General features: G+C 56.2%; 15 protein-coding genes and 1 pseudogene. 4 read left to right on the plus strand and 12 right to left on the minus strand.

Features of this window, described 5'->3' with window-relative positions; all coding sequences use genetic code 11:
* Positions 1-45: 45 nt before the first annotated feature.
* Positions 46-981, minus strand: coding sequence for an exosortase/archaeosortase family protein (locus RSSM_RS07335; protein WP_144059631.1), 936 nt, complete (start codon positions 979-981; stop codon positions 46-48).
* Positions 982-2,129: 1,148 nt separating this feature from the next.
* Here RSSM_RS07335 and RSSM_RS07345 point away from each other — a divergent pair.
* Entirely contained in the window at positions 2,130-2,933 is an 804-nt protein-coding gene (locus RSSM_RS07345) for a hypothetical protein (RefSeq protein WP_144059627.1), read from the plus strand.
* Positions 2,934-4,910: 1,977 nt separating this feature from the next.
* Here RSSM_RS07345 and RSSM_RS07350 read toward each other — a convergent pair.
* The 4 genes from RSSM_RS07350 to RSSM_RS07365 all read right to left on the minus strand — a co-directional run bounded on the left by RSSM_RS07350 (position 4,911) and on the right by RSSM_RS07365 (position 9,780).
* Positions 4,911-5,762 carry an N-acyl amino acid synthase FeeM domain-containing protein gene (locus tag RSSM_RS07350; protein WP_008676171.1) on the minus strand — a complete coding sequence of 284 codons (852 nt, stop codon included), beginning with the start codon at positions 5,760-5,762 and terminating at the stop codon, positions 4,911-4,913.
* A gap of 509 nt (positions 5,763-6,271) precedes the next feature.
* A complete protein-coding gene (locus RSSM_RS07355; RefSeq protein WP_008676173.1) occupies positions 6,272-7,585 on the minus strand; it encodes a phospholipid carrier-dependent glycosyltransferase in 1,314 nt (437 codons plus the stop codon).
* Positions 7,582-8,514 carry an NAD(P)-dependent oxidoreductase gene (locus RSSM_RS07360; RefSeq protein WP_008676174.1) on the minus strand — a complete coding sequence of 311 codons (933 nt, stop codon included), beginning with the start codon at positions 8,512-8,514 and terminating at the stop codon, positions 7,582-7,584. Before RSSM_RS07360 ends, RSSM_RS07355 begins: the two co-directional genes overlap by 4 nt.
* Positions 8,515-8,577: 63 nt before the next feature.
* The gene (locus tag RSSM_RS07365) at positions 8,578-9,780 is read right to left on the minus strand and encodes a formylglycine-generating enzyme family protein (RefSeq protein ID WP_008676176.1); all 1,203 of its coding nucleotides are present in this window, start codon (positions 9,778-9,780) and stop codon (positions 8,578-8,580) included.
* Positions 9,781-10,261: 481 nt separating this feature from the next.
* Here RSSM_RS07365 and RSSM_RS07370 point away from each other — a divergent pair, with 481 nt between their 5' ends.
* A complete protein-coding gene (locus RSSM_RS07370) occupies positions 10,262-14,014 on the plus strand; it encodes a PAS domain-containing protein (RefSeq protein WP_063709027.1) in 3,753 nt (1,250 codons plus the stop codon).
* On the opposite strand, the gene RSSM_RS07375 is transcribed toward RSSM_RS07370, so the two are convergent.
* Together RSSM_RS07375 and ruvA are read right to left on the minus strand one after the other, a co-directional pair.
* The gene (locus RSSM_RS07375) at positions 13,977-14,891 is read right to left on the minus strand and encodes a response regulator (protein ID WP_044301621.1); all 915 of its coding nucleotides are present in this window, start codon (positions 14,889-14,891) and stop codon (positions 13,977-13,979) included. The genes RSSM_RS07370 and RSSM_RS07375 overlap by 38 nt on opposite strands.
* 129 nt (positions 14,892-15,020) lie before the next feature.
* Positions 15,021-15,647 (minus strand): Holliday junction branch migration protein RuvA, encoded by a 627-nt coding sequence (ruvA, locus tag RSSM_RS07380; protein WP_008676182.1) that lies wholly within the window; start codon positions 15,645-15,647, stop codon positions 15,021-15,023.
* Positions 15,648-16,039: 392 nt separating this feature from the next.
* Here ruvA and RSSM_RS07390 point away from each other — a divergent pair, with 392 nt between their 5' ends.
* Positions 16,040-16,240: a cold-shock protein gene (locus RSSM_RS07390; protein WP_008676187.1), complete on the plus strand. Its 201-nt coding sequence runs from the start codon at positions 16,040-16,042 to the stop codon at positions 16,238-16,240.
* Positions 16,241-16,305: 65 nt separating this feature from the next.
* Here the strand turns inward: RSSM_RS07390 and RSSM_RS07395 are convergent, their stop codons facing one another.
* The 4 genes from RSSM_RS07395 to RSSM_RS07410 form a co-directional block, all read right to left on the minus strand.
* Positions 16,306-16,581: a hypothetical protein gene (locus RSSM_RS07395; RefSeq protein ID WP_008676189.1), complete on the minus strand. Its 276-nt coding sequence runs from the start codon at positions 16,579-16,581 to the stop codon at positions 16,306-16,308.
* A 264-nt stretch (positions 16,582-16,845) separates the two neighbouring features.
* Positions 16,846-17,745: a rhomboid family intramembrane serine protease gene (locus RSSM_RS07400; protein ID WP_008676192.1), complete on the minus strand. Its 900-nt coding sequence runs from the start codon at positions 17,743-17,745 to the stop codon at positions 16,846-16,848.
* A 46-nt stretch (positions 17,746-17,791) separates the two neighbouring features.
* Positions 17,792-19,927, minus strand: a complete 2,136-nt coding sequence (locus tag RSSM_RS07405) for a LamG-like jellyroll fold domain-containing protein (protein ID WP_008676193.1) — start codon at positions 19,925-19,927, stop codon at positions 17,792-17,794.
* A 249-nt stretch (positions 19,928-20,176) separates the two neighbouring features.
* Positions 20,177-21,604, minus strand: a complete 1,428-nt coding sequence (locus RSSM_RS07410; protein ID WP_044301604.1) for an NAD-dependent malic enzyme — start codon at positions 21,602-21,604, stop codon at positions 20,177-20,179.
* An 813-nt stretch (positions 21,605-22,417) separates the two neighbouring features.
* Here RSSM_RS07410 and RSSM_RS34605 point away from each other — a divergent pair.
* Positions 22,418-22,927 (plus strand): annotated as a pseudogene (locus tag RSSM_RS34605) (O-antigen ligase family protein); the annotation flags it as partial.
* Positions 22,928-23,132: 205 nt separating this feature from the next.
* On the opposite strand, the gene RSSM_RS07415 reads toward RSSM_RS34605, so the two are convergent.
* Positions 23,133-25,961 (minus strand): leucine-rich repeat domain-containing protein, encoded by a 2,829-nt coding sequence (locus RSSM_RS07415; RefSeq protein WP_008676198.1) that lies wholly within the window; start codon positions 25,959-25,961, stop codon positions 23,133-23,135.
* Between the last annotated feature and the right edge of the window lie 76 nt (positions 25,962-26,037).

Consider the following 26,037-nt stretch of genomic DNA (forward strand, 5'->3'; position numbering starts at 1 on the left):
CAGTATTTTGCGTTGCATTGAGGCGGAGTTGAGAGCTCATTAATGTCATGACGTCGGAACGAAATCCTTGGCTGTCAGTTGCTCGACGGGACGATATAACGCCTGCCAATAGACTTTGATCGCCCATAGCAAGCCAAAGGCAGCGGGAATCATCAGATAGCCGGTCCAGTCGTGGATCGCGGATCTCATGGCGTCACTTTCGAACCATTGATAAAGCAAGCCAACACTGACTATTCGAAGTGCGTTGACGACAACTGCGAGCGGCACTACCGCGACCAGCAGGACCAATCGGTCGATCCATTTACGATCGGCCATGACTGCCCAGAAGTAGGCTAACGCCGCTACGCCTATAAAAATGCGAAGCCCTGAACAGGCTTGTTCTACGAGTAGTCGCTGGTCCGAAATCCAAATAACGTGACCCTCTGCGACGGCAGGTTGCCCCGCCACTCGTAGCAATGTTGTGCTCAGTCCGGTTGCGATTCCTTGCAGTTTCCAACTAAGCAAAGTCTCAGCTTGATATGGGAGCGGGATCATGAAGAACAAGAAAACGATTGCCGGCATAGCCCATTTCATGGCTTCCCATCCCAGCAAAACCCACACGATTCCCGCGATCAATGGCAGCATGGAGTATCCGTCGAGAAAATCCATGTACAGCATTCGCCCCGCGAATCGCATTGCGATTGCTGTGAAAATGAGGAGCGTTCCTGTGTAACTCGGAGTAGATCGGACACCAGGAAATTTGTGGGCACGGTGCCAAAGCATCATTATCGCTAATAGCGGAACCAAGTATCCGTGTGAGTAGTCGGGTTGGCGGTTCCAGGTATCTTCCATCCATACGAGGGTGGGCCAATAGGCGTAAAATAAGACGGCAATCAGCGGAAGAAGCCGAATCGTCCAAAATGCAACGTTCCCCAGCGACGCCATGGAAACGAGATTCTCGGTCGTTTTTGCTGGCGAGTCCCTGCGGTCGACGCTACGCATAACCGGTTGAGCGGTGCGGCGTTTTCGTGTCTTGGTTTTGGTTCGCGCCACGCGATGAATCCCTGAGTCAGCTAGGAACGGCTACGTTATACCGAGAGAGGGGAGAGGTTTGCGCCTTGTCTGGCCCGTAGTTAAGGAGGCTGGGTGCGGCCCTTGTGGGCTAGTTGGTTTTCTCCCTGCAGAGCCGTATCATAGCCACTCCTGTGGCGGTGCCAAGGATTTGAGTTCGGAAAATGAACCTTTGTTCTTCCAGGTAACGTTATTCGGTTGCTGGTTTTTGCGGTTTTTTTGAGATTCTGTGCGATTCCCCCCGTGTGTTTTGTTCGTTCTGGGATGGCACAGAGAGGTGGGTTGCAGGTTGAATGGGGCCTCTGCGCCGTTTTGTGGACACTTGGTTGCTTCGCACGAGAGACTCGCCTTTATCGATGAATCTATCCCGCTGGCTTTGCCAAGGGAGGGGTGTTCTTGCAGGGGTGGCCTGGGTGCAAGGGGGGCATCTCGCGCCAAAGGCAACACGGATGAGCAAAAGGGATTAGTATGGTGGCAGGCGTTCACCCCTTTCGAGGTCCCTCCGGTAGATGTGGGTGTCCTGCTCTTGTCGCTTCTTGGAACCTGTTTGGAAGCCACGGTAATGATTTGCCAGCGGGGGATTAGCCTCTGGTTGTCTGTGTTTACTGCAGCTGACGCCGATCTTTTGGCGAGTGTTCAGATAGGTTCTTAGTGTCCTTCGGATGTCTCTTTTCTAGTTCCAAGGTCTTTGACGACCTTTTGATGCGATTATGCACTGGACAAGTTCTACTTGGTTGATAACGAGTTCAGTGGCCGGTTTGAGCAAGCGTTTTGTGCCAGATCGACCTTTTGTGTTGATCGGTCCGGGCGAGGGTTGCGATGTTTGTGTTCCCTCTCGAGGCGTTGCGTCAGCGTGCTATTTTGCCTGTTGTTTTGACAGGAAAATCGAAGTTTGGCCGCTTTGCGCTCTGGCGTTTCCGCACTGGGGAATTGTGGAGAAGGACACCGAAGTGCTGCTTGGCCAGCATCGTTTGCGTTTTGCCCATCTGGGTGACGCAGCAAGGGGAGGAGAGGTGGCGGATTCCGGTGAGCCAGTCGACAGGCTGGATCGAAATGGGCGGCAGGGCTGTGATGCTGAATTGACTCTGAGTTGGGGAGAGATTGTGACGAAACGGAAGCTTCTGCGTTCCGTCACGATATTAGGCGAAGGCCACCCAAGCATCCTCAGGGCTCGTGGGCGTGGGCTGCGTCGGTGCGATCACGCAATTATCTGCGTGGGTGACCGTGTTTGGATCGTCGATCTCAATCGTGAAAACGCACTGGCGGTGAAGGAACCGGGATCCAAGGGTGGTTGGGATACTTCTGAGTCTGTCTGTGAACTGAAGTCTGATGGGCTGTATTACCAGATCGGTGACATGAAAATCTCGATCGGAGACGCCCGATCAGAGAGTGAGCAGTCGGTTAAACGCCGGCGATATCTAAGCGAATTGCCGGACCGGATGTCATGTGAACCGCAGATCGTTGCTGGAGACGGTGCGAAGGAGGTGCCCGTCGTTTGCTCTGGCAATTCATTCGACACCGAGGAACTGCACGCCGCGTCTGCAGTCACTCAGGAATCGTTGTGTCAATTGAAGACCGCTGGGGCAACTAACGTTCTGAGAAGCGAGTCTGCAGGGCATCGCGAGGATGACGACGCAACTTTAGGGGGGCTAGAAAGTGCTCGCGAATCCCCGGTTGTTTCGATTGCAACTCAGGAAGTTCTTGAAGGCGAAGAGTCGACGATCGAAGGGTTTGATTGCCCTGAATTGTTCACGTCGCACATTACCAGTCGGCTGGTCAGTATTAATAAAACTCGGATTACGAAGCGCAACGTGGTGTACACGCTCTGCATGCTCGCCGTCTTTGCAGCAGCAGCGGGTTTTTTAGTTTGGCTAGCTTGGTAGGCAATCGGGAGCGTTGCAATTGCGCGTGCTAGCTGTTTTTTTGCGTGTCGCTCGCCGGACTTTCTCTTTCCTTCTCATACGTAGGGCTTGTACGTAGTTGGCGAAAAGGTTGAGGTGCCCATTTTGTGGCATGGTAATTGCTCGCTTGAGAGCCGGTTGCCGCCGCCTTGAGGCGTGCGTGTCGGTCGGTGTAGTTCGAGCGAGGTGGCAACTTCAGTAACTACGGGGCAGCGTCGACGCGGGGCAACGCGATGCGGGGCGCACTATTGCAATGGTAAAACCAGCGAGTAATGGACAAGGCGGCAGTTCGGGCAATCGTCGCTTTATCCTGAGCTCGATGTAGCCGAACTGTTGCTAGTAGTGGTTTTGGGTTGACAATCGAAAACCTCGCGACCATCCTGCGGTATTTTCAGGGTCACCTATGATAATCTTCAGTGTTCTGGCGGTTTGTGCTGTCTGCACTTGCGTTTTGATTGTGTTGTTTCGGCTTGCCCCGCGAATCGAACCCCGTGATTGCTGCGCGGGGGACGGTGTCGGCACGCGTGCGTGCGAGATTTCAGCCGGCGTGGGTGAGGGTAAAGAATGCTCTTCGGAAGTAAGCGAACCTGCGTTTCCTGCTAACATTACAACGGGGGCCTCGCAGAATCATGGCGCTCCTGCTGAATTGCGTAGTCGTGATCAAGCCAGCTTGCATAAGAAAGACTCTCGCGTTTAGGGCATTGGGAGTCGTTGCTGCGATCGATGTCCTCCACTGTCAGCGTTTTGCGTTTGGGCGCTAGTGGTTTTTGCGGTCTGCAACGTTAAGTGGCTGCAGGGTTTTGTCTCGATAGCTGAGGATTTGCTTCCTCAAATGAACCCAGGTGTTTAAGCTGGGAAAGCTGACAAGACAAACTCGTGATAGGTCAGCAGCTTGAATTCTTTTCTTACTAGGGCGACCCAGTTACAGCGTTCTTCCGTGCTCTTGTCGTTGGGGGTGTCCAGTCTCTTGTTTGGGGTTTGCCGGGCCAGTTCTCACGCGGGAGAGCTCCGGTTTGAACGCTCGCAATCCGAATATGCGTGGCAACCAAAGGCAGGGGGGCTAGGCGTTCCGAGAATTCGGGATTGTGGGATGACGGTGCCAGCGATTCTTGGTGGTCGGCAAAGAGATGTTGGATCTCAACAAGGGTTGGGAGTAAGCCCTTGGTGTGAAACGCTGCCTCGTCCTGCAAGCGGGGTCAGCAGCGGTTGTTGGGATGATTTTGTCGGGAATGGGTGTATTTCTTGTGCAGATGCCGCGGGAGATAGGGCCGGTTCTGTAGGTCGCGGTGTCGGGGGGCACTGGGCGGGCACAATTCGGAGCGAAGTGTCTGTTGCAGAGGCGAGTGCGATTTCCGGGGGCGTCTTCGGTTCAATCGGCATGCAGAGTAGACGGGAAGGTTGGATAGGGCTTTTTTACAGGCAAAGCGGACGTTGGTTGCTGCCGCGAAGCACTCGACCTGGGTATGAGCACGTTGACGTTTTGGGCAAAGGTTCTCATGCAACCGTCCCAATAGGGCTTTCTTCAGGGCTTGTTTCGAACATCCCCGAGGGAGATCTGACTAGGCAACTACCTGAACCGACGTCATGCCTGATTTGGGCTGTTGTCGTCTTTGGGGCGTGTTGTATTCGGCGACCGATGTGGCGTAGTCGCGAGTTTGCGCTGAATTGAAGCCGTGTCCTTGCGAGTCTGCTGCGAGCGGCTATGCCGGTGCGCCGGCGTGTTCAGAATTCCATGTTGAGAGGCCACATTTACCGTCGCAGTGTCTCAGAATAAATCCGAGAGTCTCACATTGCGATGCTTTTGAAGTCGAAATGTACTCGGCGATTTTGAAAAAAAAGAAAAAAAGCCGAAGGTTTATTGGGGACGTGAGTTTGAGCTGACGTTTGGATGTTCAGTTGCGGGTTGGTTTATCTGTGTCAATGTGTTCAGTACGTTATTTGCTGTTGCGTGCTCTGTCGTCATTGGACTCGAGTCGGGTACTGGCCCGTTAAGGCAGCGTGGGCTAGTTGCCCTCGCACGTGGTTGTTCTGGCGATCTTCTTTTGATTGTAAGTATTGCTTTAGGTATTCACGCGTCTCCTTGTCCCAGGGTCGAGGGGACACATCTAAGGCACTTGCCATTGAGCCAAAGAACCTGTCGTAGAGGTTGGTGCCTTTGTGGTCATCGAAACGTAGCGTGAGCATGACCGCTGGGTTCCCATTGGCGTAGGGGCAATCGATGACATCGCCAACTTGCTCAAACGGGAGAACGCGTTTGTAGAGGCGGGCGTGTCGCGGATGAGTTGCCACGACAAGTCCGTCGTATCCTCGCACCTTTGCGGTTTGGGCCAGCATTCTTCCCATGGTCGCGAAGGTTTCCATGAAGCGAACGGGAGATTCGCGTCGATCGGCAAGGCATCCTACCTCTGCCATTCTCAGGCCTCTTGAGCGAATGTTGCTTATTGCGTTGGGGTAGATCGATTCGACAGGCAAGCCCAGGAAGCCGTCTCCAATCAATGAGACGGTCGAGACCACCTGGCTTTGATACTGTGTCACAAAGACTTCGGTCGTCGGTAGGAAGTGAAATGGAGTGATGCGGATACCATCTGGGTTCGCCTCCATCAGGCCAGTGCGAAGATAGGCCTGGTAGACCAACTGAAAGGCCTCTGTTAGTTCATCGAGTCGGTGAGCGATTCGGTATCCCAGAGGTGAGTCGAGTGGGCGCCGTCGAGGAAGGCTGCTCGATTGGGCACATTTGGGAGCGTCGTTTTGGCTTGGGTGAAGCGGGCACGGGCGGATGCCCTGTGTCAATTCGTGACTCGTGGATAGCATCTAAGATCAGAAAAGGGAGGACCACGCATGTGTGGCGTGCCGGCCACGTTGCGATCGGATTGGAGTGTGTCCCCCCGGACAAATTTCCTATATCCAAACCTACGTCAGGCTCTCATCGTGAGCCCGGAATTCTCTGCTCGAAGTGCTCGTGTCTTGTGAAACGGGGCGTTTGTAGTGATTGCAACATGCCAAGTCAGAAGGCAGTGCTGACCGTTCGCGCTTATTGTTGTTTAGTCTGTTTTTTTACGCGGCGTTTGAGCTGAAGTTATGCTCGTTGGCCACTTTCACGCAGTAACAATACCTGCGTGTTTTAGTGGTTGGATTTTGTTTTTGCGAATGTTGTTTTTGCGTGTTCTCGATTGGTTGCGCAGTGGAGTTTCGTTTTCACGTAGTTTCACCACCGGTTTTAATCGAAGGGCGTCGTACTGTGTCACACGATGTCAGTCGTGATTGTTTTTGCGTTGCCGATTTGATCGCAAGCGTTCGATTGCCTGCTTTCTCAAGGACGTTTAGGGCAAGCGGGGGCGATGGAGGAGGGTGGTGGCTGTTATTGCGAGGATGGGGATTGCGGGGGAGCGCATGCGGGGGTTGCTCCAGTAGACGGCGTGGACGGCGCTGAGGGTGAGGACGAGGGTGGCGGCCGGCCACCAGGGTATCCATCGTCTCCAGTTTCTAGGGTGAAGGTTGGCTCGGTGCCGGTAGGCGGCTGCTAGGATGCAGGCGTAAATGAGGCTTTGGTAGATGCCGACGGCCGCGATCGATGCAGTCGAACGTCCGCTCGTTGCGTGAGGAAACGGTTGCCATAATCGAGCGAGTCGCACGACGCAGGAATACCAAAAGGTTTGTGGGCGGGATTGGATGGTTGACTTGGCGGCGTTGTAGGCGACTCGGTCGTCAGTCCATTCGTCTCCCGTGCGTGGCATTTCGCTGTAGGTTTGAAAGAACTCGCTCGGGTCCCATGCTTCGCTCTTCCATGGCAGTTGCCATGGCTTTTGTTCGAGGTAGTCGTAGAACGAATCGTTGTTGGCAAGCAGCAACGTGTAACCGCCGTGTGTTGTTGCCCAAACCGGATGTCCGATCACGCTGAGGTTGCGCATTGTCCAGAGTCCGACTCCGGTCACGATGATCGTTGCGGTGGTGGCGATCAAAGCCAACCGGCGGATGCGGCAATGTGTAAGAGCAAACCACATGGATGGGATCAGTAACGCTGACCAGACCAAAAATGTAGGCCGGCATAGAATGGTCAACAGAAGCAATGTTCCCGCAATCGCAGCGTTGACGTAACCTGTTTTGCGGTCGGTTTCGCAATGGACGTTCAGGTCGTCGGTTGGCGTTGGCATGATGCGAACCACCCACCACCACCAGAACACCACGACGAGTGTTGCGGCGATGGTCTCGGTCATGATCAGTGTCGACTGCCATAGCAAGATCGGATCAAACAGCACGAGTGCGGCGGCCAGCCATGCTGAAGGTGTCGCCATCAATCGACGTGCGATGTCCCAGGTAAGAAGGACGGTGATGCCGCCGAGCAGTAGGTGCAGTAACGCGGGAGCTAGGTTGTGCAGTTGGCCGTCGTCGCCGACAAACCATGCCAGGAGCCAGGGATAAAGAGGTGGACGAAACGCTGTCGGCCGTGCGCCTGTGTCGCCCGTGGGCAAGCCGAAGACGCCTGTTTGAGAGAGCGTTTCGGCGATTACCCGATAGGCGTCGGGATCGTCATTGAGTGAGTCAAACTTCGCAACTAAGAATCCGCCACGAATGACAACGACTGCGATCACCAATAGCAGAACGCTGCGCCAACGGATTCGTTTCTCGTTGCTCAATTCCAATCCATTCCTGACAGATCGGCGACCGCGCGAACGAGTGCTTGCGTGCCGTCTTTTGCGCCGCCTTTGGCCATCACGGAAAGATAGAGTTGTTCGGCAAGAGCGAGGCCAGGTAGGGACAGGTTCATTTGTTTGGCTTCGGCGAGCGCGATCCCCATGTCTTTTACGAAGTGTTCGACAAAGAATCCGGGGTCGAAATCGCCGTCGATCATTCGCGGGGCAAGATTGCTCAGCGACCAACTTCCCGCGGCACCTGATGAAACCGATTGAAGGACCGTTGGCAGATCGAGTCCCGCGCGGGATGCGTACACGAGGGCTTCGCAAACGCCAATCATGCCGGTGGCGATCAACGTTTGGTTCACCATTTTGGTGTGTTGGCCGGCGCCGGGGCCGCCTTGGTGGACGATCGTTTTTCCGAAACACTTCAGGCATGGCATCACACGTTCGACCGGGGCGTCCTCGCCACCAATCATGATGGAGAGTGTCCCCTCTCGGGCGCCGCGGTCGCCTCCTGATACTGGTGCGTCGAGTGAGTGGAGCCCGCGGCGTTTTGCGGCTTGGTGGATTTCGACCGCGAGCGAGGGTTGGCTCGTTGTCATGTCGACGAGAATTCCCTCAGGGCTCAATCCAGCGATCACCCCGTCGTGCTCATCGAGAAAAACCTGTCGCACATCGGACGGGAATCCGACGATGCCGAACACGATGTCCGACCGTTGGGCGACTTCTTTGGGATCGTCTGCCCAGCGGGCGCCGCGATCGAGCAGCGTCGACGCTTTGGCTCGCGTCCGCGTGGTAAGCGTGACTTCATAGCCGGCGTCGAGAAGGTGCCCGGCCATGCTGGCCCCCATCACTCCGGTGCCGATCCATCCAACGCGAGGTATGTCTTTCGCATCGGACGCAGGAGTCCCGGTGGCGTTCGTATTCAATGGTTTCGACCTTTCGCGATTCGATCTTGGCAATTGGTTTGCCGGGAACGAGATGGCGAGTGATTACTTGCCAACGTTCTTTGCCGCTTCGCCGAGTTCTTCGTCGACGTAACCGTAGCCGCTGCGTCCTTCGCTCACACGGCTTTCGACGTCATCAAGGGTCTCTTGTGAAGAGGCTTCCCAGAACTTGCTGATCGTTTCGGCTGGCAACTCCTCGAGCGACCGGAACATGCGAAAGCCAACGCCTCGCGACGGATCGCTGGTGAACCACCAAGGGCTCCGTGGGAAGTTGGGGTCTTCCGATTTCCATTCTTCGTCATCGGAAGCCAAGCGAGCGGCACTTCGCAGATCCGGCGGATCCATTTCCCAGCTACCACCGCGGGCGACACACGGATAAGGATTCTCGGGCCAACGGGTAGCACTGGTTGCGTCGCCTGGGTTGGCTTCGTTCATCCACTCGTATCCGTCTTCGGTGTATTCGTTGACGGTCCACTCTGCCGCGTTGCCGTGCATGTCGTAGAGGCCGAACGGGTTAGGCTTTTTCGTGCCAACGTCACCGGGGCCGTCGAGCGAGTTGTCGAAGTACCATGCGTAGTCTTCGATCTCATCGGCGTCATCGCCCCAACTGTACGCGGTCGTGGTTCCCGCGCGGGCGGCGTATTCCCACTCGGCTTCGGTTGGCAACCGGTATTGGATACCGGTCATCCGAGAGAGCCACTTTGTAAATTGCTGAGCGGCGTACTGCGTCATCGTGACGGCAGGTTGCGTTTCTTTGGAACCGTACTCAAACGTGAACGAAGGGTCGTAAAGTTCAGTCGGCGCCGTCACGGCATCGGTGATGTTCGAGTCATCAACGAGCCGGACTCCTTGCGATTCAAACTCTTTGAACACGCCATACATTCTCATGTATTCCTTATACATGTCCCAACGAGTTTCCGTCTTGGCAACCCACATCGGTTTGACTTTCAACGGGATCGTTGGCCCTTCGTCTTCGACGAAATCGTCTGCGTCTTCAGGAGTCCCCATCGTGAATGCACCGCCGGGAACCGGGATCATCTCGAACTGGATATCTGTGCCGGGGATGCGTTGGATGTAGGGGACCATGAACGTCCCGTCCTCCAACATGACCGAAGGCCCTTCGGCCGGCTTTTCGGTGGCGATGCCCGGTGCGGTCTTGGTGGCACTGGCATCCGCGAACGAATACGAGGCAGCCGCGAGGGACGCGAAAACGCAGACCGTGGCGGTAAAGAGGGTCGAGAATTTCAATTTTCTGTCTGGTGTAGTGCAATGCATGAGAATCAACCCCACGAACACAGCGAGGCGGAATGAGAGGGAGGGGAGTGAGGCGGGGGGAAGCAATTCCTGTAGGTACCCATTCTAAACGTCCTGACAGTCAATGCCACTGCCGTACTATGCCGCATCATGCAGAATTTCCCAACCGAAACGCGGCAGCAAGCAAAAAACGCGTCGGTTCGGTCGACGCAGCACGGTACTTGGGTCAATCGGTCGCACGAGGACTCGATGACACCGCAGCGATCGGCGAGGCTCTTTGATCGCATCGGCGGTATCTTCTGAGGTTGGCCGTCGGGATCTCCCGATATTGGCGGTCGGGATCTCGTGAGATCAGCGGTCGGGTTTTGCGGGCCGGAAGACGGCGAATCTGACTTCGTGTTCTGATTTGTTTTGTGTTAATTCGGTGTGAGCTGGGTAGAATGAAACCAAGCAATTCCCCACGCGAGCTGATTTCATGAACCATTCCCAGCCCCAGAGCGTTCGGTCTTCTGTCAATGAAAACGGTGCGGCGTCCTCCGACGTGTACCACAGCCTCTATCAGAAGGCGGCCAGCTCGCGTCAGTGTCGGAGCGAACGGCTCGACCTCTGTGTGTTGCGAAAGGATTGTGACGGGCGAATCCTCGAGGTGAATGATGCCTTTTGCGATTCGGTTGGTTTGGATCGCAGTGAGGTGATTGGCTGCACCGATTTCGATCTCTTTTCGTCCGAGGTTGCTCGCGTCGGATGGGAGATTGAACAAAAGGTAATGGAAAGTGGGCAGCCCGATCACATGATCGAAGAATACGCTCCCAATGTTCGCGAACGCGACTTGCGCGACTTTGACATGTTACGGGGCGAAGTGAAGTCGTCGTGCTATCTCGAGGTCATTCGGACGCCAGTCTACGGAGACGATGGGGCGGTCATCGGGGTCGAGGTGATCTGTTGGGATGTGACGCAGCAGAAGCGGACCGAGGCGGAACTGAAGCACACGCGTTTTTTGATGGATGCGTGGTTTGATAACATTCCCGACGCGGTCTATTTCAAAGATCGCAAGAGCCGGTTCATTCGCATCAGCCAAGCCCAGGCGGAAATGTTTGGGCTCGAGAAAGCGGAAGACGCGATCGGAAAAACAGACGCCGACTTCTTTGGCGAGGAGCACGCCACCGACGCGCTCGAAGATGAGCGACGGATCATCCGCACCGGCGACTCGATCATCGGGAAAGTTGAAAAAGAAACTCGCGATGGCAAACCCGATACATGGTGTTCGACGACGAAGATGCCGTTGCGAAATGATCGGGGTGAGATCATTGGAACCTTTGGTATCTCTCGCAATGTGACTGCACAGGTTCGCGCCGAAACCGAATTGGCACGCGAACGCGATTTGCTCAAGACGATCATGAATAACATCCCTGACATCATCTACGTCAAGGATCGTTACAGTCGTTTCTTGACGGGGAACCAAGCGATACTCGACATGCTCGGCCTGAAAGAGGTCAGCGAACTGATCGGCAAGACGGACTACGACTTTTCGCCGCCGGAGCTAGCGTGCAATTTTGTGACCGACGATCAGGTTGTGATGCGATCGGGCGAGCCTCTGATCGATCAAGAGGAGACGATCATTCGCTCCTCGGATGGGAAGTCAACTTGGTTGCTGACGACGAAGGTGCCGCTGTCTGGAAAAGACGGCAAGGTGATGGGCATGGTTGGTATCAGCCGGGACATCACGGCGCGGCGGATGGCGGCGGAGGAGTTGTTGGCTGCCAAGGAAATCGCCGATGCGGCGAACTCGGCGAAGAGCGAATTCCTGGCAAACATGAGCCACGAGATCCGCACGCCGATGAACGGCATTCTCGGGATGACAGAGTTGTTATCGGGAACCGAAATGACGACCGAGCAGCGAGAGTTCCTGACGCTTGTGCAGCAGTCGGCCGACTCGTTGCTCCGACTGCTCAACGATATTCTCGACTTCTCGAAGATCGAAGCCGGGCGGCTCGAGTTGGACACGGTGACGTTCAACCTGCGTGATTGCATCGGCAAGGCGATCAAACTGCTAACGCTCAAGGCGAATGAAAAAGGGCTCGAACTCGCCGGACGGATTGACCCGAGGATCCCCAATGAATTGGTGGGTGACCCCGGGCGACTCCGGCAGATCGTGGTCAACTTTGTCGGCAACGCGATCAAGTTCACCAACAGTGGCGAAGTCGTCGTTGACGTGAATCCGGAAACGCTCGACGACGACGAAGCGGTGTTGCACGTGACGGTGCGAGACACCGGGATCGGCATCGCGAAGGAGAAGCAGGAAAAGATCTTCGAAGCGTTCTCGCAGGCCGATGCCTCGACGACTCGCCGGTTCGGCGGCACCGGGTTGGGGCTGACGATTTCGGCGCGGTTGATCCAGATGATGGATGGGAAAGTGTGGGTCGAGAGTGAACTCGGCGTTGGAACGACGTTTCACTTCTACGTCAAATTGGGCGTTTCGCCCGACCAGACACCGCGTCGTCCGGCGGCGTTCTCCAAGATCGCGGGCACGCGAGTTCTCGTGGTCGACGACAACGCGACCAATCGCCGTATCCTGCAGGAAATCCTGCAGCTCTGGAACTTGAAACCGGTCATGGCCGATGACGGGGAAACCGCACTTGATGTGATCGCAGAATCCATCGCGGAAGAGGATCCGTTTGGTTTGATCTTGCTCGACTACCACATGCCCAATTTGGATGGTGTCGGATTCGCCGAGCAACTGGTGACTCGGTCGGACGAGCTACGGCATGGCCCGATCGTGATGTTGTCCTCTTCGTTTGCGGGGCTCAGTTCGCCGCGGATGCGTGAACTCGGTATTAACCGCTATTTGACAAAACCTGTGATCGCGTCGGAACTGCGCGATGTGGTTCTCGAAGTCATGGGAGTCGATCACGAGAAACGTTTGTATCCACAGCAGCGGACGTCGCTTCCCAAAATTGCTCCTCGGAAGATTCTTCTCGTTGAGGACGGACTCGTTAATCAAAGGGTCGCGCTCGGATTTCTCAATAAATGGGGACACCAAGTCGAGTTGGCGGTCAACGGCAGGGAAGCGATTGAGGCTCTCGAGAAAGAGAAGTTCGACATCGTGTTGATGGATATTCAGATGCCGGAGATGAACGGTTTTGAAGCGACGACCATTATTCGCGAACGCGAAGCGGAATCGGATGAGCATCAGTTTATTGTGGCGATGACCGCGGAAGCGATGAAAGGCGATCGCGAGAATTGTCTGTCGGCCGGGATGGATGATTACATCTCGAAACCTTTTGATGTCGCCGACCTGCAACGCGTGCTCGTCAAAGCACCTGCAATGCTCAATGCGGATGACGAGGCTCTCAATCCCAAGCCCGGCGAAGCGCCGACGGAAGCGTCCGTTTTCAACGAGCACTCGGCCGAAAGTGAGGCGTCGGATCGGCATTTTGCGCCGCAGACGCCTACGATCGACGACGTGTCTGAACCCGAAGAAGAGCAAGAGTGCGATGAGGCAAGTGAGCCAGTGTTGCCACGCCCGTCTGCGCGGCGACGTGAGTCTCTCGACAACGGGACCGGTTCGCAATCGACGGCTGCCGTTGACCGATCACGGTACGGTTCGAGGCGTGACGAACTGCAAAACGAAGACCACGAGCCGGATGTGAATGATCTCTTCTCGGAGCATGAAGCAGAGGTTGAAACAGCCCCGAAGCCGGGGCGGCCTCGTCGTGCGCCGCGAAGAAATGTCGGCGTGAGGCGTGAGGGAGCAAAGTCGCCCGGTGATGTTCGTGGCCAAGCCGAGCCCTCGCCGGATTCGTCGACGGGCGATCATGAAGTTCGCAGCAACGGACGGTCGACCAACAAAACAGCCAAGGCAGCAGATGACGATTCGCTGCCGTCCGCCTGGGTGACGGTTTTGAACAAAACTCGTGGCGACGAAGAGATGGCGGGCCAACTCGCGGTTGCTTTCATTGAGGAAGCCGAGCAGTTGTTACCGTTGATGCGGGATCAGCTCAATGACTGTGACGCGGCCGCGCTTCATCGCAGCGCACATACTCTGAAAGGAGCTGCCGGGTGTCTCGGAGCCGATTCGGTAATCACATCGGCGCAGCGGTTGGAGCGACAGGCGAACACCGGTGATGTTGCATCGGCCGGATGGATGCTCGATGAGTTGGTTCGTTGCACGCAGTCTTACTTGAAAGACCTCAATCGGTCTCAGACGTCGCGTCCGCCTTCTGCTTGAGCATGACGATTTCGGTCCCCTCCGAGTTGTGGGTGACCTTGTCCATGAAAGCGTTGATCAAGAGCAGTCCGCGGCCGCCACACTCGCCGAGGTTGCTGAAGTCGGTTGGGTCGGGCAGCGCGTTGACGTCGAACCCTTTGCCTTGGTCACGGATGGTGAATTTTACCTGTTGTCGGTTGGCCTCCATGAGGATCGTCACATGTCGGTCGCAATAGGGAGCCTGCCGCTGCCGCGTGTGGACGATCTCACGGAATTTATCGTCCGATCCTTCGTACCGCAGTTCCGTTGAAATCTCGAGGTTTCCGTGAATGATCGCGTTGATTAAGGCTTCATCCAACGCGGTCGAGATTTGCATTTGCATGGTGTCGTCGAGCAGGCCGAGTTCGGCCAAGGGTTGCTCGAGACGGGCGATCACACTGGGGACTTCGATATCGTTGTTACCGAGCGACATCTCCAGGTGAACTGATTTCAAGATGGACGATGGCTTGGTGTGGTGATCGGCCACATCGACCATCGACAGCATTCGCTCGATCGTCGGAACGAGGTCTTCGTTGAGGGTTCGTTTGGGAACGTAGCTCGACGCCCCGAGTCGCAGTGCTTTCGCAGCGATTTCTTCACTACCCTTGGCGGTGGTCAGGATAATCGGCAAACCGGCAAACTCTTCACGCAGTGCCGCGACCAATTGCAGCCCATCCATTTCCGGCATTTGGAGGTCGGTCACGACGACGGCGGGTCTGCGTTCGCGGATCGATTCCAAGGCGGTGCGGCCGTTGCTCGCCGTCACCACTTCATAGCCGTGTTGCTGCAGCATGATCTGCATACCGGTGACCTGAGTGATGCTGTCATCAACGGCGAGGACGAGGGTGGGTTCAGGCATGTTGAATTCGTGACAGTTGAATTGGTCAAGCAACCAACGGGAAAACCGACGAGCCGACGACACTTTTCCGGTTTGCCGATACGACGGGTGCAATCGCCGATTGTATCAGGTCCGCGGCTTCTAGGGTGGTTACTTTGATTTCTGGTAGATCGCGGTGAGCAGAGATTCGGTGTCCTTGAATTTGCGTCCGCTGGCGATCGCCTCGTCGATCAGGTGTCGTGCGTCGGCTTCGCTGTGGCCGAGCATCACGAGGGCTTCGTAGGTTTCCTCGACGACCGGCGAGCTCTGCGTGGTGCCTTCGGAGGACAGGTCCTCGCCTGCAACGATAAGGGCGAATCGAGGCATTTTTCGTCTCAGTTTGGCAACAATCCGCTCGCTCGTCGCGGCGCCGATACCGGGCAACGTTGAGAGCGCCTTCGTGTCTTGTTCCTCGATCAAAACGGCGAGCTCGCGAACAGGGCGGACCATCGCCCGCAGGGCTTTCTTGGCCCCGACACCGTCAACGCTGCAGAAGAGATCAAAGAACTGGCGTTCCGGTAAAGTCAAAAAGCCAACCAGTCGCGGTGTCAAACGTCCGCCGGTCGTGTTGCCCTCGATGTAGTCGAGCGTGTGAAGGCGGATGTCTTCGTTCAATTTGGGCTGCAGTTGCCGGCGGGTAAAATCGCCAACGTAAACTTCGTAATCGAACGGTCCCGCCTGGATCGTGACACTCGTTTCTCCGACGTGGCTGAGCTTCCCAGCGATCGCGCTAATCAATTCGTTTTCTTCCTGAATGAATAAACAGTAGTTCGTGTGTGGGTCTTCGCAAAAGCGAATTTAGTGGATGGCTACGGATGTCGCCAGAGTTTGCCAACAGGTCTTCGAGCGTTCGTCGGCAAGTCGTGTTCGAAACGGGAAGTATTGCCTGTAACTGCCACGCAACTGGTCAGATTGTCTCTCTTGCTTAACTTTTCACGAAACTTCTTTTGGGTGCAAAATTCCAACGATTCGCGGGGGCTAAGCGGTTTCGCGGGGCAAAATGGGATTGTCGGATCGGCGGAATGCATCGCCAAAGTTCGCTCTGGACGATACACTTCGTGGCAGTAGTTGGTTACCGATGACACACTGTCGTTGGGTGCGGCTACAAGACACCAAATAGGAATGAACAGATGGCAGAGGGTACGATCAAACGAATCACTGATAAAGGATTCGGATTTATCGACACCGGAAGTAGTAAAGACTTGTTTTTTCACTTGTCCAACCTCGATGGGGTCGCATTCGACGACCTCCGCGAAGGACAACGTGTGACTTACACCGAAGGACGAGGCCCTAAGGGACCTTGCGCAGAGAACGTCTCGCTCGCTGAGTAGTAGCCTCCCCGGCGGATATCGCGGCGAGAGACTCGCTGGTCTCATTACGATGAGCAGCAGTGTTCTCAAACCAAGTTTTCGCTGGATGATTGATATACAGAAGTGAAGAAGTGACAATTGGACAACGCGGCAAACGGCTCTTTACGAGCCGGTAAAATCTGCCGCGTGAGGAAGTTGAGCGTTCGTCGAGAGAAGGTCGTGCACGACTCGATCAGGCGAATCGCTCCCTCCCAAATCGATTGACCGGGAAACTCTTTTCCCGATGTTTGCAGTGCCTCTGCTTGGTACGCCGCTAATTCGGCGGAACGATAGCTCTCTCTTTTAGGCAGCTGTTTTTGCAATCAAGCTCGCCCGGTGTGGCTTTGTTTCTGCCTGATGCTCGAGATTTTTCTCTCGGCGGTGATTCGCTTTTGATGCGGACGAGACACAAGCAAGAATTTTGAATGATCGGTTAAGTTCTGTGGCGAACGGGTGGGTTGGCGATGAATGTCGTTCGTTTGTGTGGTAGCGACACAAGAGTCGCGTAGGCGATACCGTCAGGCTTGTGGGGCCTGATTCTGGCGGATCCAGTTGCGGGGATCGGAAGCATCGAATCTCGAAGTGCTCTAAGCCCATGCCGCCACGGCCCACGAAATGATCAGTAGCGCGATCGTGAGGGCTGCGGATGCGAATTGAACGGTCTCGCTTGCGAGAACGCGTTCGGGAAGTCGGCAGCATCCCCAACCGACAGCCATTCCGGATAGGAAGCCCGTTGTGTGGGCCAGCACGTCGGTGCGTTCTCCTTCGAGTCCCAGGAATGCGAACATCAGCAGGCCTGCGATCAACGGTGTCCATCGTTGCATGGCTGTCGATGTGCTGCCCTTTCGCGGACGGAGTGCGTGCGAGACGAGCATGCCCAGCGCCGCGAATACTGCAGTGGATGCACCGATAGATACATGGTCGGCGTCTCGCATGAAGGCATTGGCCGCGTTACCGAGGGCTCCGGCGACAACGATCGCCAACCAGGCAACGCCGCCGCCAAGTATTCTTCCCGCTAGTAGTCCGAAGAAGCCGCCGAAGGCGAGATTGGACATGAGGTGCAATGTGTCCGCGTGGAGTGTGAGTGCCGTCACGGTGCGCCAAATCTGTCCTCCCATGACGTCGCCGGCACGCATGTGGCCGACGTCGCTCCACTGCACGCCGTACGCGGAGATTCGATCGAGGACGTTGACCGCGCAGAGAATGGAAACATAGAAGACCACGCCAATGACCGCGCCACCAAAGAGGCGTACTCTCGATTCAACGCGCGGTACCTCGACCGATTTATCACTGAGGTAGTCTTCGATTTCAGTAATCGCTGCGGCGTGGCGAGCGTCCGGCACGGCGACGACCCAACCGGTTTCGTCTCGGGCAATGGCGGACGGGATGCCTACCGCCTGCAGAACCAGGCTGACTTCCTGGCAAGGGTCGCGGTGGGACGATTCGAATACGGCAACGGGTGGTGATGAAGAAGAGGCGTTTTCCATTACCCAATCGTCCTCTCGAAATCGCTTTCGAGCAACCCGGTAAGGGTCAGTCTTTGGGAGGAGTCGCAGCCAGGGATTTGGGGGGAGTGGCAACGAAGGTGCTCGACGTTCCCAGCGAACCCATGGATGCCGAATCGCTTTGGTCGAGGACGAATGGGCCCGCCGACCGATCCAGGTGCATCAGCAGCACCGTGTCTGGCGTCGGGGTGTTCCTCGGTGCCGGGGTGAAGGGACCGGAATAGATTGCTGTGTTGGAAAGACGTACCTCATCAATCAGGCCTCGCATCCCACGGGTAGGTGCGCCGCGGGCGTTTGTGTCAGCGCCGATGTACAGCGGCAGTTTGTTGCGTTTTCGTTTCAATACAGCCGAGCGGTCGGTGCCGGCGACGTGGGCGACTTGGGAATCGACTTCCGCGCCATCGACAAAGAGTCGAACGAACGCGCCGTCATACACTCCCGCGATGTGCGTCCACTGATCGACGATCATCGGTCGTTGTGATTTTGCAACGACATAGCGCCCGCCGACGTGTACGGAGAACTCCGGTGCGCCTTCGTTGCTAAAGATCGCAAACTCGGAGTTCTCGGTTTTTGCGAGTACCCCTCGATATCCTTGGATGCTCGACGGTCGGACCCACGCCTCGGCTGTGAACGGGCCGTCGTGAAGCGGAACGTTTTTCGACTCCACACGAATCGCGGAGTCCTCGTCGGTAACCATCAAGGCTTGGTCAGGGTTGCCGGAGAAGAAGCTAGCGGGGACCTGTCCGGGAACGATTTTGATGTACTGGTCGATGGTGGGTAAACGTACTCGTGCCTCATCCATCAAAACGTCAACCTGCATGCGGATCTTTGGAATGAGTAGTTTGCCGAGGGCGCCCGCGTTTCGGGCGATCGAAAAGGTTAGCTCTTTAGTTTCATCGCTGCGGAGCACGAAGTGGCTGTGGTCCAGGCTCGATTGCCAACCGTTGTCGGACGTTCTCGGTTCGTTCGAAAGAGTGATGTCGACGTCGCGAGGGCCAGGATTTTTAATCGAGAATGTGACTTCTCCGTGGCAGACTTCATCGCTGGTGAAGACCAGTTCCGGTGATGTTTGCCGGCAACGGATTTTGGTCGCGGCTTCGACTTCGGCGAGAAACTCAGGAGTGAATTTCTTTGGGTCCATTACCGTCCCGATCGGGATTGCCGAGACCGAGATGCGTTCCTTTCGGACCGTCACCATATTGAGGTGGTGTAGGAAACCCGCGTCAGGAATCTCGGCGTGCAGTGCACCACCGGTCGTTGCCAATGCGTAGTAGGCGATGCCGTCCTTCTCACCCTCGTACCGCATGTGGTGGATGTGACCCGCGAAAACGGCAGTGACGTTTCCTGCCTTGGCGAGCATCTCGTGCACACGCGGCCAATTGCTGCCTTCGTATCCACCGCCGATCCATCGAGGGTGATGAAGGAAGACAAAGATATGGTCTCGATCGCTGTGGTCGTCGAGCGCCGATTGGAGGAATTCGAGCTGCTCGTCGCTCATGTTTTGCAACGCACCGACATTGAATGCCTTCAGGTTGGTCGCGGTGTCACCTTCGTCCGAATAGAGGACGATAAAACCAGAGTTCTTGTGAGCGAAGCTGTACCAAAGTGGTCCGAAATGTTTTTCGTAGTTGGCTTCGTGGTGTCCCTGCGGAGCCGAGGTTTGGCCGCGCCAATAGATGTCATGGTTTCCGGCAACGGGATACCATTTCATGTTAAGGCGATTGACAATCTCTTTGAACTCATGCATTTGTTCGGTCCACTGATCGGTTTCGTTATAACCTTGGATCAGGTCGCCAACTGTCATGACTAAATCAGGGTCGAGAAGGTTGGTATCGACAACCGCCTGTTCGAGTACTTTCAGGCCTGCCGGAACGCCGCCGGTGCGATCGCCATAGATGACGAAATGGAACACGTCGTCGCCCGCGGGAGGCGCCGGCAAGATCATCGTGTTGGGACGTGATGTTGTCACCGCTGTGGAAGATGTGTTGCCATGTTGATCGGCAGAGTGTTGGGACTCAGGATGATGGTGTCCTTCATGCGCGACGGTTGTTGCCGCGTCGATGCACATCAGAGCGATTACCGGTAACGCTGCGCATCGAATCAACTTCGCAAAGTCGAAGCCTCGGAATCGGTTGACTGTTTGTGATGAACCTAGCGTCAGCATTTGAGTCTCGATTTCGGCAGCAAGATAGAAGTGGGTTTGGCGGTTGCCCGGACGGGATTGCGTGATCTGTCCACACGCGCCCGCACCGATCGGTGTGCAAGCGAGGGAGGAGAACAGGCAGTCGTTCGGAGTGCATTTCGGCTCTCTTGATGAGAGCTGAGTTGTGTCTGCGTGCGGCTCAGCCGCCCTCGGCGGGTTTTCCGCGCCGAGCGATCCACTCAAGGTTAGTGGGGAGATCAGCGCGAGTGGTTAGCTCAGGTGGTAAGAGGCCTTGGTTTTCCGCCGCGCGACCCCGGTTTCGAGTGCCGCGGTGGAGACCGCTTGAGCGACCACCTGCGAGACCCTTCGATCGAAGACGCTGGGGATGATGTAATCATCGAGTAGATCGGAGGGCGGAATCACGTCGGCGATTGCGTCCGCTGCAGCAACTTTCATCTCATTATTGACGGTCGTCGCGCGGACGTTAAGCACTCCGCGGAACAAACCGGGGAAACATAACACGTTGTTAATCTGATTCGGGAAGTCGCTTCGTCCGGTTGCCATGATTCGGACGTGAGGGCCGGCGAGGGATGGGCTGATTTCAGGATCGGGGTTCGCGAGTGCAAAGACGATTGGATCACTGCTCATGCTCTTGATGTCATCGACGGTCAGCACGTCCGCGGCGGAGACTCCGATGAAAACATCTGCGCCCCGAATCACTTCACTCAGCGACCCCGAGACGCCCTCCGGGTTTGTGTTTTGGGCCAGCCATTCTTTGGTAGCGTCCAATTCCGTTTCTCCGGCGTGCAAGGCTCCATTGCGGTCGCACGCGATGATGTTTTGTGCGCCCGAGGTGATCAGGAGTTTGCAGATGGCGGTTCCGGCCGCACCGGCGCCGTTGATCACGATGCGTACCTGCGACATGGCTTTCCCGATTCGTCGCAGCGAGTTCTTGAGTCCTGCGAGCACGACGATGGCGGTGCCGTGTTGATCGTCGTGGAAGACAGGGATTTCCAATTTCGCATCGAGTCGTTCTTCGATTTCGATACAGCGAGGCGCGGAAATGTCTTCCAGGTTCACGCCTCCAAACGTTGGAGCGAGGCACTCGACGATGCGGACGATTTCGTCGGTATCTTGGGTGTCGAGGCAGATCGGAAACGCGTCCACTCCTGCGAACTCTTTGAACAGCATCGCCTTCCCTTCCATCACGGGCATTGCCGCGCGAGGTCCGATGTTGCCGAGGCCGAGGACGGCTGAACCGTCGCTGACGACGGCGACGGTGTTTTGTCGAATCGTGAGGGCAAACGAGGCGTCAGGGTCTTCGGCGATCGAATTGCAAACCCGGGCCACGCCGGGCGTGTAGGCCATCGAAAGGTCGTCACGAGTTTTGATCGGTGATTTCGAGAGCACTTCGACTTTACCGCCAAGGTGCATCAGGAACACGCGGTCGGACACGTGAACCACTTCGAGGCCTTCGACCTTTCGAAGGCATTCGACGATCCGCTTGCCGTGCTCGACGTCCTTGGCGTTGACCGTGAAGTCACGTGAGATCGCGTGGCCCGTGATGTTAACAATATCTACCGCGCCGATCGCACCGTCAGCATCTCCGATGGCGGTTGTGATTTTCCCCATGGCGCCCGGGGCATCGGTGTAGCGGAGGCGGATGGTGATGGCATAGGTAGGACTGTGCTGGGTCATTGTTTTTTACCGTGAGAACAAAAGAGCGAGATGCGCCATTGCAGTCTTTTACCATGAAGCAGCGTCGCGACACATCGGAGGGCGGACCGGTGGGGCTACAACCGGCACAACAGGTAAAAGTGTGTTGACATGATTTCCTGTGTCGGGCTGTTTTTTAGTGCACTTTCGTTTTTAGTGCACTGTGGCGTTCGCGACGTAGGTTTGGGCATGTTCTGGCTCGCATTTATTTTTTCGATCGCTGCGCTTCCCTGGCTTGCTCCGCTAGCGGTGCGGATGCGTGTGTTGTCGTCTGTGATCGCGATTTTGGTTCTCGGGACCGTGTTTGGGCCCGCGTTCTTTTCGGTGCAGGGACCGGTTTCGCTGAGTCTGGATCGCTTTCTATGGATGGCCGCGCTGTTCGTGCTCGGGCTTCGCATGGTCCGCCGGAGCGAATCCATTACCCCGCTCCATCGACTTGATTTTGTCGTGATCGGGTTGGTGTTTTGGGCGCTGCTGAGTTGCCTGCGATTTGGAATGTTTGACGCCGAGCAGCCTCCGATCGCTCGTTGGCTATTCTATATTGCGATTCCTGCATCGATGTATTTCATCGCGCGGACCGGGTTTGGCAATGACGGCAAGGGACTTACCAGCTCGATTAATGCACTGGTGTCCGTCATGGTTTGTCTGGGGACTTACCTGGCTGTCACGGCGGTGTTTGAGATGTTAGATCTCCGTTCGCTGGTCTTTCCGAGGTTCATCAATGACCCTGAGGTGTGGGAGTTCTACGGCCGCGGACGTGGCCCGCTACTCAACCCGGCGGGTAACGGGATTGTGATGACGGTGAGTTTGAGTGCGTGTGTGATCCGTTTCTTCTCGGTGGGGCGACTCGGGAAGTTGCTCTATGGAGGTTTGGCGGTTGTGGTACTCGCCGGTTGCTACGCGACGCTGACTCGAAGCGTTTGGTGTGGGGCGGCGATGGCACTCGCGATCATGGGAATGTTGTATGTCCCCGTGAAGGTGCGAGTGGTGGCCTTTGCGATGACGATTGTCTTTGCCGGAGCGATGACGCTCGGCCTGAAAGAACAGTTGCTATCGATGAAGCGCGACAAGGCTCTCAGTGCCAGCGAGGCGGCCAAGAGTGTGGAGTTGCGTCCGTTGCTTGCGACGGTCGCCTGGGAAATGTTCAAAGATCGGCCTATCGGAGGGCACGGGTTCGGTCAGTACCTGACCGCCGCCGAGCCCTATCATACGATCCGCAGTCATGGAATACCGCTCGAGAACGTTCGTCCGTACGTGCAGCACAACGTGTTTTTGTCCCTTTTGGTGGACCTCGGGCTGATCGGTCTGCTACTTCACGTATTGTTTGTGTTCAGCGTTCTATGCATTGCGTGGAGGCTATCGAGAATGCATCCCGATGGAATGCCGCAGCGGCAGATCGGCATGCTGACGATCGGAGCGTTTTCCGGCTACTTCTGTAACGGGATGTTCCACGATGTCAGTGTTATCGAAATGGTGCACACCTATCTCTTCACGCTCGCCGGGATGACCGTCACGGTGTGGGTGCATTGCGACGCATTGGTCCCCGCCGCGAAAACGGCCCCCTCGGTTCTCTGCCGGCGGGAGGCGGACCGAGTGCCTCAGCACGCCGGGTTCGAAGGCGCTCTTTCGCCTTCGGCTCACCGATAAAGATTGAGTTCCACGACATGTCGAACGTGCTCATGTCGTCGGGGTCGTCGTTGGGGCCTCCGCGAACGACGATGTCCTGGATCTGCTCAGGAACTTTCATTCTCGCGGTAACATTGAGTTCAGTCAGAACACGGCTCTCGGCGAGCGGATCGAGGTCGCCCGGTCGAAGTCGGCATCCGCGCACGGAGATGGCTTGCAGGTCCTCGCACCTGGCCAGCAACTGAATCGATCGTCCGGAGATTGCGGTTCGGTCCAGGTTGACGCGGCTGAGGTTTTTGATCTTTGCCAGTGATACGACATGTTCGTCCGATAGTGGAACGATGTCCCCGTTTTCTTTCTGGATTCGAAGCAGCTTGAGGTCAACGGTCGAGAGCTTTTTCCATTTCGGGAACTGCTCAAAAAGGGATTCAGGCACCACGCAGTTGGGCAAGCAGAGCGTCTGTAAGTTTTCGCACTTTTTCAGTGTCTCAAGGTGTTCGGGTTTGAACTCGCTGATTGCAACGCAGAAATGTTCCAACGCCGAAACGCCGCTGATGTCGGCCGTCTTGGGGATGCGTCCCGAGATGAAGATACCTTGGAGTTGGCCGACGTTTGCTAGGTTCAGTTGATGGATTCCAGTTCGTGTGAAAAGGTGGTCTCGTAGCCGCGGCAGGTTTTCGAGTTGGATGGAATTGGCGACCAGTTCTCGATTCCCCATCGCGCTGCGCAGCAGTGGTTGATTGCGAATTTCAATGTTTCGCAAACTGGACCAATCCACTTTGAGGGTTTCCCATTGAGAGTTCGCAGCGAGTAGGCGCTGGATCGCTTTCTCGGAGAGTTGAAAGTTGGGTGCATGGAGTTCACGCATCGATGGCAGTTTTGCAACGGCTTCGAGCTGCTTGATTGTGGCGTTGCAACCGTCCAGCCAAACCGACTTAAGGTAAGGAAGGTTTTGGAATCGAGAGAAATCAACGCCCCGAATGTTGAGGTTGACCAACCGCAGCGAGTTCACGCCCTGCCGTTGCGAAAGCCAGTCCCACAGGGGAGCGAGAGATTTGACCGTTGGTGTGTCATCGCTCGGGTCGTAGCTTCCTTCACGCATTTCCTCCCAAGAGATAGGTGGTTGTTCCTTTGATACCGAGAGCCTGCGCATCGAGACGCAGTTGTCGATTTCCCACCGGAGCAACTCTGACGTGGTGATGTCGACAGATAGCAGGCTAGGTGCGTTTTTGATCGTCAGTGCGTGCACGAACGGCATGCTGTCGATCCCGTCGTCGTCGTCCATGCTGAAGAACGCACGGGCTTCGAAACTCGTCAGGAGCGGAAGGTCGGATAAGGTCAGGTCGAACTCTTGCGTGCGTGGCAGATAGACCGAATGGAGGTTGGGGAGATCTTCGAGGACCACGCGAGTCGGTTCGGTGCGTACGCGTGTCGAGCTGAGCGAGAGTGTTTTGAGGATTGGCATTCCCGAGATGATGAAGCTGTCCTCCATCTCGCCCGCGATTTGCCAGTCGAATTCTTGTAGGTTGGGAGATGTCTCAATGATTTGTGCGAGGTCGATCGCTGACTCGGGAACATGTCCGAGTTTGAGGACTCGTAGGTCGTGAAGGTGTGTGAGGTCGAACTCGCCTTTGGCAAATGCCGCATCGAATGTTTCGTCGGAGTCACCTTCCGTTTCTGTTGAGTCGTCGTGCCAGTCTCGCCCGTCGGGCATCTGGTAGTCCCAGCCACGTCCATAGAACTCCATGTCGTCATACGAGTCCCACTCGTCCGGGCCCCGATGCGACCGACGGCGTGCCATGTGAATCTCGAGTGTGTCGAGCAGCGGAGCTTCGCGGATGATTTTCTGCGCCGATTCGATGTTTTTGACTCGATAGAAAGTCAGCGAGTGCAGTAGCGGGCGTTTGGCGATCTCCGAAAAATCCGTGTCGTCGAGCGGTCCGATCAACCCGACCGTTTGCAGGGCCGGGTAGGCGGAAAAGTCGATCGGGTTGAGTTGCTGTCCCCGAGACCAGGATTGCTTCGCCGTCGAATTTTGGACTGCCGCATAGACCTCGAGTCGGTGAATGTGTGTCCAAGCCGATTGGAACCATGTCGGCATTTGGCTCATGAATGGATGGTTTACCGAGCGGATCACTCCGGCTTCGCGTGCTTGATAGGCTTCTCGGTTCAGCCGGTCGCAGGTGCGAAAATGCTGGGTTGCGATGGGGACCAGAAGGCCGGTCGTGACGGCGAGGCCGATCAGCACGCGGCTGCGCTTTTGATCGCGGGGGCGCAGCGTTGTGAAGATCGTTTCTCTGGGAGATTCGACGTAGGTGAAAAAAATGCCTCCCACAAACAGGATCGCGTTGGCGAGGAGGTTGACCGTCATCGCCACGCCATTGAACGCGACTCGAGTGTTTCTGCCCTTTTTGACAATGTGATACGAATCGACCGGAAATCCGCCGACGCTCCATCCCTCCTGGATGCTCAGCAGCGATCGATTGCTGCTGTGCCGGCCGCCCTGGTGTGTCGCCCGTTGGTAGTCGAATTCGGCCGCGCCGATCGTCGATCTGGGGGAAAACCAAATGGATTCGGACGAGGAGACCGTACGCGGTGCCCACATCCACGCGATCGCGAAGACCATGATTGCCCCCACGACGATCGCTCGGACGATGCGCCGTGAGTGTTCGTCTAGCGAGTTGGGTCGCCAACGATGGGAGGGAGAAATCATGTCACAGCTTTGAGGTCAGAAAAGATGAGGCGGCGCACCGTGCCATAATTCTAGCAACGAGGTTGCGATAACTGAA

Source organism: Aporhodopirellula sallentina SM41, assembly GCF_000346505.1.
GTDB lineage: Bacteria > Planctomycetota > Planctomycetia > Pirellulales > Pirellulaceae > Rhodopirellula > Rhodopirellula sallentina.